This window comes from Halorubrum tropicale (assembly GCF_001280455.1).
GTDB classification, from domain to species: Archaea; Halobacteriota; Halobacteria; order Halobacteriales; family Haloferacaceae; genus Halorubrum; species Halorubrum tropicale.
Genome location: NZ_LIST01000003.1, coordinates 265,250 through 281,088, shown reverse-complemented (window position 1 = coordinate 281,088; position 15,839 = coordinate 265,250). Strand labels below are relative to the sequence as shown.

Here is a 15,839-nt window from a genome sequence, read left to right as displayed (position 1 = left end):
TTTCCGTCGTCCCCGCAGGCGACCGGTTCCCGGGGTCGCTCTCGCGTCGCTCGACCGTCGGACCGCTTTTGACCGCGCCGGTCGAACGCCCGCCCATGCGCACCCTCGACGAGACGGACCGAGAGATCATCCGGCTGCTGCTGGCCGACGCGCGGCGCCCGTACAGCGACATCGCCGAGCGCGTGGACCTGTCGGCGCCCGCGGTGTCCGACCGCGTCGACCGCCTCCGCGAGGTGGGCGTGATCGAGGGGTTCACCCTCCGGATCGACGGCGACGCGCTCTCCGACGGGCTGCGGGTCCTCGCGACGCTCGCCGTCGCGCCCGCGGACGCCGAGCGCGTCCACGAGTCGGTCGCCGCCCACGAGCGCGTCGAGCACGCCTTCCTCACCGCCGACGGCGAGGTGACGGTCGTCGCGCGCGTCGAGGAGGGGACCGCCCGCGACCTCGTCGACGACGCGGTCGGCCTGGACGCCGTGACCGAGCTGTCGGTGCGGCCGCTCGACGCCCACGACTGGTCGCCCGCCGTCGGCGACGCGGACCTCGCGGTCGAGTGCGTCGAGTGCGGGAACACCGTCACCGCCGAGGGGGAGTCGGCCCGGATCGACGGGACGCTGTACCACTTCTGTTGCGGCTCCTGCCGGGAGAACTTCGAGGAGCGCTTCGACCGGATCGAGGAGGGCGCGTAGTCGGGGGACGCCCCCGACGCGCCGCGGAGAGTAACGTACTTGAGTGCCCGCCGGTTAGCCGAACTTGCAGTCCCGTGGTGTAGTGGCCAATCATAATGGCCTTTGGAGGGAATCCGTCCGCGTTCGCGGCTCAAACGCGGCTGTTGGGCGTTTCTGCTGGAACGCCCCGTCGGATACCCGAAGTCAGCCATTGACGGCGGTTCGAATCCGCCCGGGACTACTTTGCGCCGAACAATCTCGTGAGGCGCAACTATCCGCAGCGGTTCGAACCCAGCGGATGAGCGCAGCGAGTCCTCGCGGTTCGAATCCGCCCGGGACTATTTCCGGCCGACTTGTGGGCCCCGCCGTTCGACACCCCCTACGCCTCGTCGAAGAACTCGTCGAAGAGGGCGACGACTCGCCCCTCTATCTCGTCGCGGATCTCGCGGACGCGCTCGATTTCCTGCCCGTGCGGGTCGTCGAGCGCCCAGTCGCGGGCATCGACGCCGTCGGCGAGCGTCAGCGTCGAGCACCCCATGGTGGCGACGACGTTGCAGGCGTTCAGCTCCGCGGTCGAGACCTCGCGGGGGACGCGATCGGAGAGGTCGATATCGAGCTCTCCCATCGCTTCCACGACCTCGGGATGGACCTCGTCGGCCGGATGCGTGCCGCCGGTGACGACCTCGACGCGGTCGTCGAGGCCGCGCTCGCGGCGCTCGCGCTCCGCGAACGCCGCCGACATCTGGCTGCGACCGGCGTTCTGGACGCAGACGAACCCGAACGTCACGACGTCGTCGTCGTTCATACCCGTGCGTCCCGGCGCGCCCGATTAACGCTTCCTAAGAGGGCTATAGAGCGCTATGTATTCCGCGCGTCGGCGCCGAGGGGCGGGCATCGGCGACGGGCACTCACTCCAGCACTACCGAGAACCCCCACGCCGCCGACGACCGGGGCTCGGCGTCGTCGGACACGACCGCCATCGTCGTCTCGAACCGGTACTCGCCCACCGGGAGGCAGGCGTCCTCGCCGGGCGTCGCGTACAGGCCGACGAGCCGCTCGCTCGACTCGCCGGGGTCGAGCGCGAACGTCCGGGACTCCTCGGTCGTGGCGATCGCGTCGGTCAGCCGCCAGCAGTCGGGTTCGGCGGGATACTCGCCGTCGGCCGGCAGGCAGACGAGCGCGTTGCTCCCGTCGGAGACGTACTCGAAGTGGACGGCGCGCCCTCTCGCCGACGCGCACCCGTTCGTCGCCCGCGTTCGTCAGCGTCGTGCGTAGCTGCGGCGGGTGGTCGGTCGTCGCGGCCTCGCTCGTGACCTCCACGCTCGGCTGGACCGGGAAGTCCATGTCGCCGTCGGTGGCGACGATCAAGACGCCCGGGCCGCCGGTCCCCTCGGGGCGCGTCCCGCCGGCGTCGCCGTCGTTCCCGTCCGACCCCGGTAGGCCGTCGCTGTCGGACCCGTCGCCGTCCGAGCCCGTCGACGCACACCCGGCGAGCGCGATCAGTCCGCCCGCGCTCGCTCCGCCCACACCCCGGAGGTACCGCCGTCGAGTCGGTGTCATCGGTCCGACAGCACCAGTGAGGGTATAGCGTTGTTGTCGGGGATCCGCCCGCCGATCGTGTGTGTCATTTTTTACCATGCGGATCGTGGGTGTCCCATGGACATCTCCGATTACCGGGCAGAGGTCGCGGCGAACCGGCGCGAACACGGCTTCGAGGCGGTCGACGGGCGGACGGACGAGTTCGACCGGCTGTGGACGGCGCGCGAGACGGACGACACGGTCGGCGAGGTGGTCGTGCTGGCGACGCTCGTCGAGGCCGACGGGGCGGACGCGGAGACGCTGCTCGACGCCGCGGCGGCGTTCCGCGACGTACTGACCGACACCGTCGACCCCCGACCGGGACGCGCCGACGGCGGCGAGGCGCCGACGCCCGTCGGCTACGTGACGCTCGCGACGCCGGACCCGGACGCGTCGCTGCTCGACGCGATGTCCGGGTTCACGGTCGCGAAGCGACGGACGAACGTGTTCCCGCTCGTGTACGACACCGAGGCGGAGCGGCTCCACCGTCACGAGGTCCCGCGGCTGAAGGGTCGCGGCATCTACCGCCGACAGGCGATCGACGCCGAGCGCCTCTTTGACCTATAACTAGTCGATTCCCGATTGTTTCGCCCTCGGTCCGCTGCGTACGGCGACAATTATGCTGGGTGGCTCGTGCCGGTAATCGTCACGAACCGGCCGTCACGAGAGACCGCTATGTCCTCCCACGAGCGCATTTGCTCCGACTGCGGGTCAGCGGCGAACGTCTCCGCGTCCTCCCGGGTCTCGAACGCGAGAACTCGTGTGGCATTCTCCGTCTCAGCACTCGTGTGAGCGGTGCCGCTCGCCGCCGGTTCCCCGTCGGCGTCGGCGACCTCGACGCCAGGTGACTCGGCGCGGACAGTCATCCCGGTGCCAAGTCGACGGACAACACCCGCCAGCGTCTCGTCCGTGGCAGTGTACCGTCCCTCGCCGTCACGGGCATCGATGATCGCCTCGACGGCCGCACGCTTATCGCCCAGCGGGTCGGGTGCCATACTGGCGAAGGCCTCGACAACGACCCCGGCCTTGATGCCGACGACCCAGTCGGTGTCGGGGGCACCGAACAGGCGATACCCTTCGTACTCGTCGAGCGGTTCGAACGCCTTCTGAATGGGCTCTCCCGATTCGGGGGTCTGGAACTCTTCGACGATTTCCTCGGCGAGGAGGTCCGTCTCCAGTACGGACAGTCCTCGTCCGCCGGCACGGATCTCCATTGCTGCTCGGCTCGGCTCGATGTCGAGCACCGGGTGCGCTTTGCCGTCTTGATACAGCGCTGTCGACTCGAAGGACGCTCCCCGGTCCTGTAGATACGTTGCTAGCTCGTCGAAACGCCGGACGCGGAACGGGTACCAGCGTTGGGCCGGGTCGGTGTCCGAAGCGAAGACGCGATCAGGCGCTGGGAGCCACGTGGCGGGGTAGGGACTGTCGGGGCTCCCGTCGACGACTGACCCGACCCCCGAACAGCCAGCCAGGCCGACGAGCGTTGCCGTCGTGGCGGCCGTCTTCCCGCGACGGAGCAGGGTTCGACGCGTCCAGGAGGGCTCTTCCATATGTGCGGCAATGCCTGCTCTCCCGCCAAGTCTCTTGTGGATGGCGTTGCCGGCGAGTCCGCTGGAAGGGTCGCCTGGTTCGCCTCGTACCGGTACCGCCCCCTGTCTATCGCTCTAGGCACCCGTGAGTAACGAGTGACCACTGACCGACACGCGCACTGTATTCGGCACGGCTCGAAGAACATATCACCTGCTGAAGATTTCACCAGAGCTGAATAATTGATAGTGGATCGACCGCGAACACCTCCAAAGCCCCAGCCGTACCGCACAGCCCCACACCTCCCCAGCCTCGCGGCTCCCTCCGCTTCGCTCCGGTCGCCGCAGTCCCCCGCACGTGTCTGCGAGCGCCACCGCGTTGGCCTCGATCGGCGGAGCGCGGATCGGCCGCTGTGAGAATTAAAATTGGTAAAAAAACCGGACCGCTCGCGCGCCGCTCAGACGAGCCGCGCCGCGATGCGCGCCGCGCCGTCCGCGGCCGCGGTCGCGGGGTCGTCGGGCGAGACGACCTCGACGTCGCGGTCGAGCTCCTCGCTGAGGCGCTTCTCGAACTCCTCGGTGAGCCCGGGGATACACGCCATGCCGCCGGTGATGGCGAGCGGGCGCCCGAGCGCCAGCTGGTAGGGCTTCATGTGGTCGTTCGCGAGCTCGGGGAGGAACTCGTTGGCGACGACGTCGACCGCCTCGTCGATGTACCGGTCGATCGGCTCCTGGACGCCGCGGTCGACGGTGAACTCGTGGCTCCCGCCGCCCGGCTGCTGGACCACGTCGGTGAACGGCTCGAAGTCGTACACGTCGCCGTGCTGCTCCTTGTACTCCCGAGCGGTCGTCCGGTCGATGTGGACGCGCCCCTGCGTCTCCTCCTCGACGGCCGCGACGATGCGGCGGTCGACCTCGTTGCCCGTCACCGAGCCGGTCGAGAACGGCGAGAGCTGCTCGCCGCGCCGGTAGGCGCACGCCTCCATCGTCGTCGAGCCGAGGTTCACCGACACGAACACCTCGTCGATCGCGTCGAGGTCGTCGCCGTAGGCGGGGATCGCCCCGCACAGCGACTCGGGGTAGCTCCGCGTCTCGACGCCGCCGATGGAGGAGCCTTCGATCACCGACTTGAGGTTCTCGACGCCGGCCTCGTTGTCGATGGTCGGCACGGCGTAGACGACCGCGCTGTCCTCGGGCACGTCGTGGGCGTCCACGACCGCCTCGAAGAAGCGCTCGGCGTCGGCGACGCTGTCGTCGTCCTCGGGGAGCCCCGAGCGCAGCATGAAGCGCACGCGGTCGGGGTACTCGACCGCCGCCTCCTCCCCGAACAGCACCTTCTCCTCGCCGGTGATGGCGTCCTCGTAAGTCGCCAGGCAGGTCAGCACCGAGTGGCGTTCGCGGCCGCCCCGCCCGTCGGGGATGTCGAGCACCGTTCGGGTGCTGCCTAATTTCACGCCGACCGCCGCCGATTCGTCCGATTCGTTGATGTCCGTGGATTCGTCGTCGCTCATTGGTCACTCGCACACGAAGCGATCCGGACGATGGAGACGAGGCTGATCCGGTGGTCCGCGGGCGTGAACGGCCGGTCGCGCGTCGGGGCGTCGAACCCCTCGAGGCGGCGCGTCAGCGCCGCGACCGCGTCGTCGCCGACCCAGTCGAGCTCGCCGTAGTAGGACAGCGCGTCTCGGGCCCGCACGTGACCGCCGACGTCGACGAGGTAGCCGAGCCACTCGCCGAGCTCGCGTTCCGCCGCCGGCGACGCCGGGATCGCCGTCAGGTACGGCTTCTCCCCCGCGCCCCCGCCGTTCAACCGCGCACCACGCCGACGCTGGAGCAGCTCCGTGAACACCGCCGAACGCGCCGCCTGCTCGGCTCGGTTCCGGTTCGGCCGCCGGAGCGCCCGCTCCCGAGGCGCTCCGTCCGCACCGTCTCGCGGTGCGTCCGCGATCCGGCGCAGCTCCCGTACGTCGTACCGTCGTGGATTCAGACTCATGTTCCGTCCGTCGTTCGCGTCCGTACCGGCACTGTCGCGGCGGGGTTATATGATAGTTGGCCCTCAGTTATCAGCGGTGAGAAACTACCGCGCCGGCGGGCCCGACGGCGAGCCGGTTCGGGCCCTGCTCACGGCGAGCCGGTTCGGATCCCCCGCTCACGGCGAGTCAGCCGCCCCGCCGCTCAGCCGACGATCCGGTTCGCCGCCGCGACGCTCCCCGCCGCGAGGACGCCGCCGGCGACGACGTCCGTGACCCAGTGGATGCCGAGGAACACGGTCGCGACGACGATGCTGCCCGCCAGCGCCCCCGCGACGTAGGTCCACCACGGGAACTCCTCGTGGGTCGAGACGGCGGCGAGGAACACGGTCACAGACAGCGCGGCGTGGAGGGAGGGGAAGACGTTCGTGGCGGCGTTCACCTGCGAGGTGAGCTGGGTGACTCCCCCGAACCAGTCGAGGAGCAGCGGCTCGACGGGGGCCGCGCCCGGGTCGGCGCCCGGCGCGGTCGGGTAGTTGCGCGGACCGTACGCGACGACCCCGGCGTAGCAGGCGATCGCCACCGCGTAGTTGACCGCGTACGCCGCGACCAGCCGCTTCAGCGGGCGCAGCCGTTCGGCGAACGCGTACGCCGCGACCGGGAACGCGACCAGCACGACGTAGCCGACGACGTACATCGGGCCGAAGTAGTACACCGCGGCCCGCGGGACCGCGTCCTGTATCGCGGCCACGAGGTCGCCCTCTATCGCGTAGACGGCGGTCGTCGCGCGGTAGCCGTACTCGAAGGAGAACGCCTCGATCCGCCGGATCGACCCCTTGTTGACGGCGAGGACGAGGGCGAGCCCCGCGACGTACGGCGCGATCCCGACGGCGCGCTCGCGGAGCAGGTCGCGGTCCGAGAGGACGGCCCGCATGCGGTCCGGACCGACGCAGACCGGAAGCAGCACCGCGAACGCGGCGAGCGCGGCGCCGCCGACGAGCCCGGCCACCCCGACGAACCCGGCGGCCGACGCGGTCATCGCGACTCACCGGTCATCCGTTTACGGGCACGCGGGGCGGCGGAGCAATCAGTCTCTCGGTAGCGGTGGGGCTGTCCGCGTCACCGGGCGTCCGACTCGGCCCACGGGAGCGGCTCGGTACACCAGTGACAGAAGTCGAGGTCGGCGTCGACCTCCTTGCCGCAGTTGGGACAGGCCACCTCCACCGTCTCGCCGTCCTCGCCGGTCGCGGCCGCCGGCGGCGGGGACTGGACGCCTCCCGGGCCCTCGTCGCCGTCGGCGCTCGCGGCCCGCCGCCGCATCGCCTCGGCGGCGGCCTCGGCGCGATCGCGTTCGGCGGCCTCGGCGCGGCCGACGAGGTACGCGTCGAGCGCCGACAGCGCGGACAGGAGCACGATGGGCAGCGTCACGTCGGTCGGGACCGCCGCCGTCAGCGCCGCGGGGTCGGCCAGCGGGTCGACGGGCTCTACGTCGTACAGCGCGAACAGCGCGACCCCGCCGCCGACGATCGTCAGGTGCCACAGCAGCGCCCGCCCCCACCGGCGCAACGCGAGGTGGCCGAGCCCCGGGAAGACCAGCGCGAGCAGGGCCGCGAGGACGGGGCGCAACTGGTTTCGCATACGGCCCGGCTTCGACCGGCCGGTACTTAGGCCTGCGGTGTCGCCCCGAGCGCCCCCGTCGGCCGAGCCGTCTCCCGGTCCGCGACCGCTCCGGTCGGGATAACAACCGTTAATCGCGGCCCGTTCGTCGGCGGGCACATGAGCAGCCAGCGGGCGACCGCGTTCGTCCCGGGCCACGTCACCGCCTTCTTCAGCGCGCACCCCGACGACGATCCGGCGGTCGCCGGGTCGCGCGGCGCCGGGCTGACCCTCGCCGACGGCGTGACCGTTCGGGTGTCGGCGCCGGACGGCGCGGTCGACGGCGACGGGAACGACGGCGGCGGGAACGACGCGGCGGACGCGAGCGACCGCGACGCGAACGCCGACGGCGGTTCGCGCACCGTCGACGGCGAGAGCCGTTCGATCGGCGCGGTCGACGACGTCCTCGCCGAACTGGACGCGACCGCAGCCGACGTCGCGGTCGAGACCGACCTCCCGATCGGGGCCGGCTTCGGCGTCTCCGGCGCCGCGGCGCTGGGGGCCGCCCTCGCCGCGAACGACGCGTTCGACCGCGCCCGCACCGAGAACGACCTCGTCCGGATCGCCCACGCCGCGGAGGTCGGCCGCGGGACCGGCCTCGGCGACGTGGTCGCACAGGCGCGCGGCGGCGTCCCGGTCCGGCTCGAACCGGGCGCGCCGGGCGCCGGCGAGCTTGACGGCGTCCCGGCGACCGCCCGCGTCGAGTACGTCACCTTCGGCGAACTGTCGACGGAGACCGTCCTCGGCGGCGACACGGACGCGCTCACGGCGGCCGGCGAGGACGCGCTCGACCGGCTCCGCGAGGACCCGCGGCTGCCGACGCTGATGGACGCCGCCCGTGAGTTCGCCCGCGAGGCCGACCTCCTCGTCCCCGAGGCCGCCGAGGCGATCGACGCGGTCGACGCGGCCGGCGGCGAGGCCGCGATGGCGATGCTCGGCCGCACCGCCTTCGCGCTCGGCACCGGGCTCTCCGACGCGGGCTACGACCCCGAGGCCTGCCGGATCGACGCCGCGGGCGCGCGGCTCGTCGAGCGGTAAGCGAACGGCGAAACGGTCGCGGTCGACGCCGGCGGCGAGGCCGGGGCGGGTTCTCCTGGCGGTAGCCGTCAAGAGATCCCGGTTCTCGGAGGAGTTGGAGGTGTCTTCCTCGGGATCCCCGACCGACGACGCATCTCGCGGCCGCCGACGAACAAAGCTTTACCGCGTCGCCCGCCTATCTCCGGCAAATGGTACTCGACGACCTCGGTACGTCCCTGCGGAGCAGCCTCGACAAGCTCCAGGGGAAGTCCCGACTCTCCGAGAGCGACGTCGAGGAGATCGTCAAGGAGATCCAGCGCTCCCTGCTGTCCGCCGACGTCGACGTCTCCCTCGTGATGGAGCTGTCGGACTCGATCAAGTCCCGCGCGCTCGAAGAGGAGCCGCCGGGCGGCACCACGGCGAAGGACCACGTCCTCAAGATCGTCTACGAGGAGATGGTCGAGCTGGTCGGCGACTCCACCGAGCTCCCCTTAGAGAACCAGACGATCCTCCTCGCCGGCCTCCAGGGGTCGGGGAAGACCACCTCCGCGGCGAAGATGGCCTGGTGGTTCTCGAAGAAGGGCCTCCGCCCCGCGGTGATCCAGACGGACACCTTCCGGCCGGGCGCGTACGACCAGGCGAAGCAGATGTGCGAGCGCGCCGAGGTCGACTTCTACGGGAACCCCGACAACGACGACCCGGTCGACATCGCGCGGACGGGCCTCGAAGAGACCGCGGACGCCGACGTTCACATCGTCGACACGGCGGGCCGCCACGCGCTCGAAGACGACCTGATCGCGGAGATCGAAGAGATCGAGGGCGTCGTCGACCCCGACCGCTCGCTGCTCGTCTTAGACGCCGCGATCGGCCAGGGCGCGAAGGAGCAGGCCCGGCAGTTCGAGGAGTCGATCGGCATCGAGGGCGTCGTGATCACCAAGCTCGACGGGACCGCGAAGGGCGGCGGGGCGCTCACCGCGGTCAACGAGACCGACTCCTCCATCGCTTTCCTCGGCACCGGGGAGACGGTCCAGGACATCGAGCGCTTCGAGCCCTCCGGGTTCATCTCGCGGCTGCTCGGGATGGGCGACCTCAAGCAGCTCTCCGAGCGCGTCGAGCGCGCGATGCAGGAGACCCAGGAGGAGGACGAGGACTGGGACCCCGAGGACATGCTGAAGGGGGAATTCACCCTGAAAGACATGAAGCGGCAGATGGACGCGATGAACAAGATGGGGCCGCTCGACCAGGTGATGGACATGATCCCCGGGCTCGGCGGCGGGATGATGGACGAGCTGCCGGACGACGCGATGGACGTCACCCAAGACCGGATGCGCCGCTTCGAGCGCATCATGGACTCGATGACCGAGGAGGAGCTGGAGAACCCCCGCGTCGTCGGCCAGTCGCGCACGGAGCGGATCGCCCGCGGCTCCGGCACCGACGAGGAGACGGTCCGACAGCTCTTGGAACAGCACTCGATGATGGAGGAGACCATCGGCCAGTTCCAAGGGATGGGCGAGGGCGACATGCAGCGCATGATGAAGAAGATGGGCGGCGAGGGCGGCGGCCTCGGCGACATGATGGGCGGCGGCAAGGGGCCGTTCTGATCGGGTCGGCCGTCGCCACCGGTCGCGTCGCGACCGGTCCTCTGCCTCCTTCCGGCCTTTTAATTCGGTGACCGGTCAACGACGACTCGATGAACCGAGACCGGATCGGCGAGTACGACGCCCTGATCCTCGTCTCGCTCGTCTGGTTCCTCGGGAAGTTCGTCCGCTACCTCTTCCCCCCGCTGTTCGAGTCGATCCAAGGCGCCTACGGCGTGAGCAACGCCGTCGTCGGGACCGCGTTCACGGGGTTCATGATCGTGTACGCCCTCCTCCAGTTCCCGAGCGGCGCGGTCGCCGACCGGCTCGGACCGGTCCGGGTGATCGTCGCGGGCGCGCTCGTCGCCGGCGCGGGCTCCCTCGCGGTCGTCGTCGACGCCCCCTTCGCCGCGCTGGTCGCCGCGATGCTCGTCATCGGGGCGGGCACCGGCGTCCACAAGACCGTCTCGGTGCGGCTGATCGCCCGCGTCTACCCCGCGCGCACCGGGCGGATGCTCGGCGCGCACGACACGCTCGGCGCGATGGGCGGGGTCGCCGCGCCGGCGGTCGTCGTCGCCGTCCTCTCGGCGCCGCCCGCGTTGGCGGCGGTCCTCGCGCGGCTCCCCGGCGCGGACTGGCGGGCGCCGTTCCTGCTCACCGGCGTCCTCGCGGTCGGGCTCGCGGCCGCGACCGCGGTCCGGATCTCGGGGTCGGCGGCCGCCGACGGCGCGACCGACGGCGACGACGACCCCGGCGCCGCGGCGTACCTCCGCCTGTTCCGGAACCCGCGGTTCGCGGCGTTCGTGCTGGTGACCGTCGCCTTCTCGTTCGCGTACAACGGGACGGTCGCGTTCCTCCCGCTGTACCTCTCCGAGGCGGCCGCGCTCCCCGCGACGACCGCGAGCCTGCTGTACTCCGCCCTGTTCGCGGTCACGTTCGTCCAGCTCGCCTCCGGCGACCTCTCGGACCGCCTCGGACGGCTCCCGGTGATGGTCGCCGCCCTCGGGCTCGCGACGGCCGCGCTCGGCGGCCTCGTCGCGCTCGCGGGCGCCGGCGCCGTCCCGCTCGGCGCGCTCGTCGTCGCGCTGGGGCTCGGGTCCCACGGCTTCCGCCCGGTCCGCGGCGCCTACCTCGTGGAGGCGCTGCCCGACCGGCTCGCCGGCGGCGGGCTCGGCGTCGTCCGGACGCTGCTTATGGGCGGCGGCGCGCTCGCGCCGAGCGCGGTCGGCATCGTCGCCGACGTGGTCGGCTTCCGACCCGCCTTCGGACTGCTCGCCGGGTCGATGGGGCTCGCCGCGGTCGTCGCCGCCGGGCTCTGGGCGACGGAGTGACCGGTCGGCGGCCCGTCGAGCCCGCGGCGCCCGCGCTCAGTCGAGGCTCCCGGGCTCGAACGTCTCCGGGTCGAACTCGTGTTCGCGGAGGTGGTCGGCGTCGACCGCGCGCAGCACGGACTCGTTCGTGGCCTCGAGGACGACCGGCGGCGCGACCCCCGCCTCGGCCGCCTCCGTCCAGCGGCCGACGCAGAGGCACCAGCGGTCGCCCGGCTCCAGCCCGGGGAAGTCGAACTCTGGGCGCGGCGTGATCAGGTCGTTGCCGCGGTCGCGGCTGTACCGCAGGAACTCGGCCGTCACGACCGCACAGAGCGTGTGTTCCCCCACGTCGCCGTCGAGGTCGCGGCAGTACCCGTCGCGGAGGTACCCGGTCGTCGGCTCGCCGCCGCAGGGGGCCAGTTCGCCGCCGAAGACGTTGCGTTCGCCGGGCTCCCCGTCGGAGTCGTCGGTCGACATACAACGGGGTTCGGCCGCCGCCGACATAAGCGACCGGCGGGTCGCCGTCCGGCGGCCGTCGAGCGTTCGGCCGGCCGTATAAGTGCCGCGCCGTCGAACGGTCGCGTCATGAGCCGGAACGACGAGGTCGCGACCCGCCTCGAGGAGTTCGCCGACCTCCTCGAGGCGACGGGCGTCGAGTACAAGCCGACCGCCTACCGACGGGCGGCCGAGAACGTCCGCGACCACCCCGCGCCGATCGAGGGGCTCGCGGCGGAGGGCGAGGACGCGGTCGCCGAGATCGACCGGGTCGGTGACGCCATCGCCGCGAAGGTCGTCGAGTACGTCGAGACCGGCGAGATCGAGGAGCTGACGGATCTCCGCGAGGAGCTGCCGGTCGACATGGCCGGGCTGACCGCGGTCGAGGGCGTCGGCCCCAAGACGGTCGGCTCGCTGTACGACGCGCTCGGAGTCACCGACCTCGACGAGCTGGAGGCCGCGGCCGAGGCGGGCGAGATCCGGGAGGTGTCCGGGTTCGGCGCCAAGACGGAGGAGAACATCCTCGAGAACGTCCCGTTCGCCCGCGAGGCCCGCGAGCGTACCCGCCTCGGCGACGCCCGGCCGCTCGCGGACGACGCGCTCGCGTACCTCGCCGCCCTCGACGCCGTCGAGTCGGTCGAGGTGTGCGGGTCGATCCGGCGGTGGAGGTCAACCATCGGCGACGTCGACCTGCTCGTCGCCAGCGAGGCGCGCGAGCCGATCGTCGAGGCGTTCACCGACTGGGACGCCGCGGACGCGACGATCGAGGCGGGCACCGGGAAGGCGAGCGTGCGCGCCGACGGCACCCGCGTCGACCTCCGGATCGTCGACCCCGACGAGTTCGGCGCCGCGCTCCAGTACTTCACCGGGTCGCGGGCGCACAACGTCGCCGTCCGCAACCGGGCGATCGACCGCGGGCTCAAGCTGAACGAGTACGGGCTCTTCGACGTGAGCGACCTCGACGAGGAGCCCTCCGCCGACGCGGACGACGACGGCGGAGACGCCGCCGAGGCGGACTCGACGCGCGCCGGCGAGCGCGTCGCCGGCGAGAGCGAGGACGGGGTGTACCGCGCGCTCGACATGGAGCCGGTCCCGCCCGAGCTGCGCGAGGACCGCGGCGAGGTCGACGCGGCCGCCGAAGACCGGCTCCCGCCGCTCGTCGAGCCGGGCGAGCTCCGCGGCGACCTCCACACCCACACCGACTGGTCCGACGGCGGCTTCTCGATCGCGGAGATGGCGCGGGCGGCCGACGAGCGCGGGTACGACTACCACGTCGTCACCGACCACGCGACCGGGCCGGGGATGGTCGGCGGGGTCGGCCTCGACGAGTCCGACATCGAGGAGCAGGCGGCGGCGGTCGCCGAGGCCGCCGAGGAGGTCGGGATTCCGATCCTCCACGGGATCGAGGCGAACATCGACGCCGACGGCGGGCTCTCGACGGACGACGAGACCCTCGCCGCGCTCGACCTGGTGGTCGCGTCGCCGCACGCCGCCCTCGGACAGGACCGCGAGGCGGCCACCGAGCGGCTGGTCCGGGCGGTCGAACACCCCCACGTCGACGTGCTGGGCCACCCGACCGGCCGCCTCATCAACGAGCGGCCGGGGCTCGACCCCGACGTGGAGGCGATCGCGGCGGCCGCGTCGGCGGCCGGCACCGCGATCGAGGTGAACGCGAACCCCGCTCGGCTCGACGCCGACGGGGAGTTCGTCCGGGCCGCGATCGAGGCGGGCGCGACGATCGCCGTCAACACCGACGCGCACGCCCCGCGCGAGCTCGACAACGCGCGCTACGGGGTTCACACCGCGCGGCGGGGGTGGGCGCGGGCCGCCGACGTGCTCAACGCGCGCTCGCTCAACGGGGTCCGCTCGTTCCTGCTCGAATGACGAGCGGCGACGGCGGCGACGCGCCCGACGGTCGGGGCCCCACAACCGGGGGGAACCCCCCGGTCCTGCTCGACGTCATGTGCGGGAAACTGGCGACCTACCTGCGCCTGTGCGGCTACGACGCCGCCTACGCGCTCGACCGCGGCGTCGAGGCCGACGACCGGCTCCTCGACCTCGCGGCCGACGAGGGGCGGACCCTGGTCACCCGCGACCGCGACCTCGCGGCGCGGGCCGACGCGACGGACGGCTCCCCCGAGGCCGTCCTCCTCACCGAGCGCGACGTGCTCGACCAGCTCCGCGAGTTCGACGCGACGGGGTTCACCGTCGAACTCGCCGCCGAGCCCTCCCGGTGCGGCTCGTGTAACGGTCCCGTCGAGCGCGTCGCGGTCGACGAGGCGAACCCCGCTCCGGCCGACCGCCCCGACTACGTTCCGGACGACGTGGGGACCGACCGGCCCGGATGGCGCTGTGCCGAGTGCGGGCAGTGGTTCTGGAAGGGGGGCCACTGGGACGACGTGGCGGCGCGGCTCGACGGGCTCTGACCCGCCCGGCGGCCGAGCGTAACCGGTTTGCCCGCCCGCCGCGTACCGGTCGGTAATGGAACGCGAACGGGCCGTCGACCGCCTGGAGTCGCTCGTCGACCGCGTCGAGCGCGAGCCGATGCCGGTGCCCGTCCGCGAGGTGTGGGCGTTCGGCGACGTGGCGCTCGGGCTCGACCCGGTCGACCGGCTCGACGTCTACCTCACGAAGGACGTGATCATGGGCGGCGACGGCGACGCGGCCGCCGCCTTCGAGGCCGAGTACGGCGTGAAGGGCGTCGGCACCACGGTCGACGCCGACTGGGCCGAGGCGAACCCCGACCGCGTCCGGACGAGCGACAACGGCTACGCGGCGCCCGAGAAGTGCCTCGCGGCCGAACTCGTAGAGGACGACGAGCCCATCCACCTCGAAGTGTGTAACGCGGGCTTCGAGGACAACGTCCGCCAGCGGCTGAAGGGGGCGCTCGCCCGCGACGCCTACGAGGAGGTGCTCGACCCCCGCGGGGTCTGCCTGTGGGTCGACGGCGAGCGCGACGACGAGGCGTTCGACCGCCTCCGCGAGGCCTCGCTCGCGATGCCGACGCTGCCCGCCGCGCTCGGGATGCTCGGCGCCGACGAGGACGCGGCCAACGCGGCCGCCGACGTGCTCAAACGACGGCGCGCCGAGCAAGAGGGCGCCTCCGTCCGCGGCGACATGGTCTGACCCGGCGCCCGGGGCAACGGGGGTCAGCCGCCCGACGCCACCCGTCCGACGGTCACGTCGAAGGGGACGTACTCGGCGCGCTCGTACTCCTCGGCGCCGATGGCGTCGACGACCTCGCGGCCCATCTCGCGCCAGCGCCCGCGGAGGTCGTCGTAGGCCGCCTCGGAGGTCGCGGCGACCAACTCCTCGCGGTGGTCGGCTAGGCCCGCGCCGGAGGCCTTCCGGGCCGCCGACCGCAGCGCGGCCTCCGCGTACGGCGGCTCGGTCCGCTTCTCGTGGACGTAGCGTCGCGTCCGCACGTCGACCAGCCCGGCCGCGCCGAACGCCTCGCGCACCCGGTCGCCGAGCGCCACGTCGGTGTCGACGCCGGCGACGTACGCCTCGCGCGCCTCGCGCTCTAAGCGCTCCTCGGCGTCGACCGTCGAGGCCACCCGCACGTCGGCGTTGTCCGGCTCGACCGCGGCGACGAGGTCCTCGGAGACGCGGGCGAGCTCACGCACCGCCGCGGTCGGGTCGGGGAGGTTGATCAGCAGCGCCTGACAGACCGCCAGGTCGACCGCGTCGTCGGCGACCGGCAGCCGGGTCGCGTCCCCAGCCAGGTAGCCGATCCGCCCGTCGCTCTCCTCGCGGGCGACCCCGAGGAGGTCGCGGTCGGCGTCGACGCCGATCACGGTCGCGTCCGCGTCGCCCGCAGCGTCCGCCTCCGCGGCCAGCACGCGGGTCAGCTCCCCCGTGCCGCAGCCGACGTCGAGGACGCGCTCGCGGCTCGGCAGGTCCAGGTCCGCGAGCGCGTCGCGGCCGTCGTCCCACATCCCGCGGCGGGTGTGTTCGAGGTACTCGGCGGAGAAGCGTCGCACGGGCCCGCTTCGCGGCGGGCGGAAATAAACGTCAGGAGATCGGTCGCGGGCGGCTCCGCGTC

The 15,839-nt window shown here is 72.3% G+C and carries 16 protein-coding genes, 1 tRNA gene and 1 pseudogene; 9 read left to right on the top strand and 9 right to left on the bottom strand.

Annotated elements, in window-relative coordinates; all coding sequences use genetic code 11:
- The first annotated feature begins 95 nt into the window (after positions 1 to 95).
- A complete protein-coding gene (locus AMR74_RS09190; protein WP_053771771.1) occupies positions 96 to 686 on the top strand; it encodes an AsnC family transcriptional regulator in 591 nt (196 codons plus the stop codon).
- A 68-nt stretch (positions 687 to 754) separates the two neighbouring features.
- A tRNA-Gln gene (locus tag AMR74_RS19085) sits at positions 755 to 906 on the top strand.
- 138 nt (positions 907 to 1,044) lie between these two features.
- Here the strand turns inward: AMR74_RS19085 and AMR74_RS09185 are convergent.
- Both AMR74_RS09185 and AMR74_RS09180 read right to left on the bottom strand, forming a co-directional pair.
- On the bottom strand, positions 1,045 to 1,470 hold the full coding sequence (locus tag AMR74_RS09185) for a low molecular weight phosphatase family protein (RefSeq protein ID WP_053771770.1): 426 nt from the start codon (positions 1,468 to 1,470) through the stop codon (positions 1,045 to 1,047).
- 103 nt (positions 1,471 to 1,573) lie between these two features.
- Positions 1,574 to 2,225, bottom strand: a pseudogene (locus tag AMR74_RS09180) (hypothetical protein).
- A gap of 96 nt (positions 2,226 to 2,321) precedes the next feature.
- On the opposite strand from AMR74_RS09180, the gene AMR74_RS09175 reads away from it, so the two are divergent.
- The gene (locus tag AMR74_RS09175; RefSeq protein WP_053771769.1) at positions 2,322 to 2,810 is read left to right on the top strand and encodes a hypothetical protein; all 489 of its coding nucleotides are present in this window, start codon (positions 2,322 to 2,324) and stop codon (positions 2,808 to 2,810) included.
- Positions 2,811 to 2,860: 50 nt separating this feature from the next.
- Here AMR74_RS09175 and AMR74_RS09170 read toward each other — a convergent pair whose 3' ends face one another.
- The 5 genes from AMR74_RS09170 to AMR74_RS09150 form a co-directional block, all read right to left on the bottom strand.
- The gene (locus tag AMR74_RS09170) at positions 2,861 to 3,793 is read right to left on the bottom strand and encodes a hypothetical protein (RefSeq protein WP_053771768.1); all 933 of its coding nucleotides are present in this window, start codon (positions 3,791 to 3,793) and stop codon (positions 2,861 to 2,863) included.
- A 434-nt stretch (positions 3,794 to 4,227) separates the two neighbouring features.
- On the bottom strand, positions 4,228 to 5,280 hold the full coding sequence (locus AMR74_RS09165; protein WP_053771767.1) for a cell division FtsA domain-containing protein: 1,053 nt from the start codon (positions 5,278 to 5,280) through the stop codon (positions 4,228 to 4,230).
- Entirely contained in the window at positions 5,277 to 5,762 is a 486-nt protein-coding gene (locus AMR74_RS09160) for a FlaD/FlaE family flagellar protein (protein WP_053771766.1), read from the bottom strand. The genes AMR74_RS09165 and AMR74_RS09160 overlap by 4 nt, the downstream gene beginning before the upstream one ends.
- Before the next feature lie 182 nt (positions 5,763 to 5,944).
- Complete coding sequence (locus AMR74_RS09155) at positions 5,945 to 6,778, bottom strand: phosphatase PAP2 family protein (protein ID WP_053771765.1); 834 nt, start codon at positions 6,776 to 6,778, stop codon at positions 5,945 to 5,947.
- Positions 6,779 to 6,858: 80 nt separating this feature from the next.
- On the bottom strand, positions 6,859 to 7,377 hold the full coding sequence (locus AMR74_RS09150) for a zinc ribbon domain-containing protein (protein ID WP_053771764.1): 519 nt from the start codon (positions 7,375 to 7,377) through the stop codon (positions 6,859 to 6,861).
- Between the two features lie 138 nt (positions 7,378 to 7,515).
- On the opposite strand from AMR74_RS09150, the gene AMR74_RS09145 reads away from it, so the two are divergent.
- The 3 genes from AMR74_RS09145 (at position 7,516) to AMR74_RS09135 (ending at position 11,320) form a co-directional block, all read left to right on the top strand.
- Positions 7,516 to 8,433, top strand: coding sequence for a pantoate kinase (locus AMR74_RS09145; protein ID WP_053771763.1), 918 nt, complete (start codon positions 7,516 to 7,518; stop codon positions 8,431 to 8,433).
- 188 nt (positions 8,434 to 8,621) lie between these two features.
- Positions 8,622 to 10,013, top strand: a complete 1,392-nt coding sequence (locus AMR74_RS09140; RefSeq protein ID WP_053771762.1) for a signal recognition particle protein Srp54 — start codon at positions 8,622 to 8,624, stop codon at positions 10,011 to 10,013.
- A gap of 89 nt (positions 10,014 to 10,102) precedes the next feature.
- Complete coding sequence (locus tag AMR74_RS09135) at positions 10,103 to 11,320, top strand: MFS transporter (RefSeq protein ID WP_053771761.1); 1,218 nt, start codon at positions 10,103 to 10,105, stop codon at positions 11,318 to 11,320.
- Between the two features lie 36 nt (positions 11,321 to 11,356).
- Here AMR74_RS09135 and AMR74_RS09130 read toward each other — a convergent pair whose 3' ends face one another.
- Positions 11,357 to 11,776 (bottom strand): DUF2237 family protein, encoded by a 420-nt coding sequence (locus AMR74_RS09130; protein WP_053771760.1) that lies wholly within the window; start codon positions 11,774 to 11,776, stop codon positions 11,357 to 11,359.
- 108 nt (positions 11,777 to 11,884) lie between these two features.
- On the opposite strand from AMR74_RS09130, the gene AMR74_RS09125 reads away from it, so the two are divergent.
- The 3 genes from AMR74_RS09125 to AMR74_RS09115 are packed head-to-tail and all read left to right on the top strand — an operon-like array spanning position 11,885 to position 14,920.
- Positions 11,885 to 13,678, top strand: a complete 1,794-nt coding sequence (locus AMR74_RS09125; protein WP_053771759.1) for a helix-hairpin-helix domain-containing protein — start codon at positions 11,885 to 11,887, stop codon at positions 13,676 to 13,678.
- On the top strand, positions 13,675 to 14,220 hold the full coding sequence (locus AMR74_RS09120) for a DUF5615 family PIN-like protein (RefSeq protein WP_053771758.1): 546 nt from the start codon (positions 13,675 to 13,677) through the stop codon (positions 14,218 to 14,220). The genes AMR74_RS09125 and AMR74_RS09120 overlap by 4 nt, the downstream gene beginning before the upstream one ends.
- A 55-nt stretch (positions 14,221 to 14,275) precedes the next feature.
- Positions 14,276 to 14,920: a DUF7095 family protein gene (locus tag AMR74_RS09115; RefSeq protein WP_053771757.1), complete on the top strand. Its 645-nt coding sequence runs from the start codon at positions 14,276 to 14,278 to the stop codon at positions 14,918 to 14,920.
- A gap of 23 nt (positions 14,921 to 14,943) precedes the next feature.
- Here AMR74_RS09115 and AMR74_RS09110 read toward each other — a convergent pair whose 3' ends face one another.
- Positions 14,944 to 15,777, bottom strand: a complete 834-nt coding sequence (locus AMR74_RS09110; RefSeq protein ID WP_053771756.1) for a class I SAM-dependent methyltransferase — start codon at positions 15,775 to 15,777, stop codon at positions 14,944 to 14,946.
- Positions 15,778 to 15,839: the final 62 nt, after the last annotated feature.

What these genes read in the sequence shown, in the direction of transcription:
- AMR74_RS09135 (WP_053771761.1), top strand. Translation starts at nt 10,103, where the DNA reads ATGAACCGAGACCGGATCGGCGAGTACGACGCCCTGATCCTCGTCTCG.
- AMR74_RS09130 (WP_053771760.1), bottom strand. Translation starts at nt 11,776, where the DNA reads ATGTCGACCGACGACTCCGACGGGGAGCCCGGCGAACGCAACGTCTTC.
- AMR74_RS09170 (WP_053771768.1), bottom strand. Translation starts at nt 3,793, where the DNA reads ATGGAAGAGCCCTCCTGGACGCGTCGAACCCTGCTCCGTCGCGGGAAG.
- AMR74_RS09150 (WP_053771764.1), bottom strand. Translation starts at nt 7,377, where the DNA reads ATGCGAAACCAGTTGCGCCCCGTCCTCGCGGCCCTGCTCGCGCTGGTC.
- AMR74_RS09155 (WP_053771765.1), bottom strand. Translation starts at nt 6,778, where the DNA reads ATGACCGCGTCGGCCGCCGGGTTCGTCGGGGTGGCCGGGCTCGTCGGC.
- AMR74_RS09140 (WP_053771762.1), top strand. Translation starts at nt 8,622, where the DNA reads ATGGTACTCGACGACCTCGGTACGTCCCTGCGGAGCAGCCTCGACAAG.
- AMR74_RS09165 (WP_053771767.1), bottom strand. Translation starts at nt 5,280, where the DNA reads ATGAGCGACGACGAATCCACGGACATCAACGAATCGGACGAATCGGCG.
- AMR74_RS09185 (WP_053771770.1), bottom strand. Translation starts at nt 1,470, where the DNA reads ATGAACGACGACGACGTCGTGACGTTCGGGTTCGTCTGCGTCCAGAAC.
- AMR74_RS09190 (WP_053771771.1), top strand. Translation starts at nt 96, where the DNA reads ATGCGCACCCTCGACGAGACGGACCGAGAGATCATCCGGCTGCTGCTG.
- AMR74_RS09175 (WP_053771769.1), top strand. Translation starts at nt 2,322, where the DNA reads ATGGACATCTCCGATTACCGGGCAGAGGTCGCGGCGAACCGGCGCGAA.
- AMR74_RS09145 (WP_053771763.1), top strand. Translation starts at nt 7,516, where the DNA reads ATGAGCAGCCAGCGGGCGACCGCGTTCGTCCCGGGCCACGTCACCGCC.
- AMR74_RS09125 (WP_053771759.1), top strand. Translation starts at nt 11,885, where the DNA reads ATGAGCCGGAACGACGAGGTCGCGACCCGCCTCGAGGAGTTCGCCGAC.
- AMR74_RS09120 (WP_053771758.1), top strand. Translation starts at nt 13,675, where the DNA reads ATGACGAGCGGCGACGGCGGCGACGCGCCCGACGGTCGGGGCCCCACA.
- AMR74_RS09160 (WP_053771766.1), bottom strand. Translation starts at nt 5,762, where the DNA reads ATGAGTCTGAATCCACGACGGTACGACGTACGGGAGCTGCGCCGGATC.
- AMR74_RS09115 (WP_053771757.1), top strand. Translation starts at nt 14,276, where the DNA reads ATGGAACGCGAACGGGCCGTCGACCGCCTGGAGTCGCTCGTCGACCGC.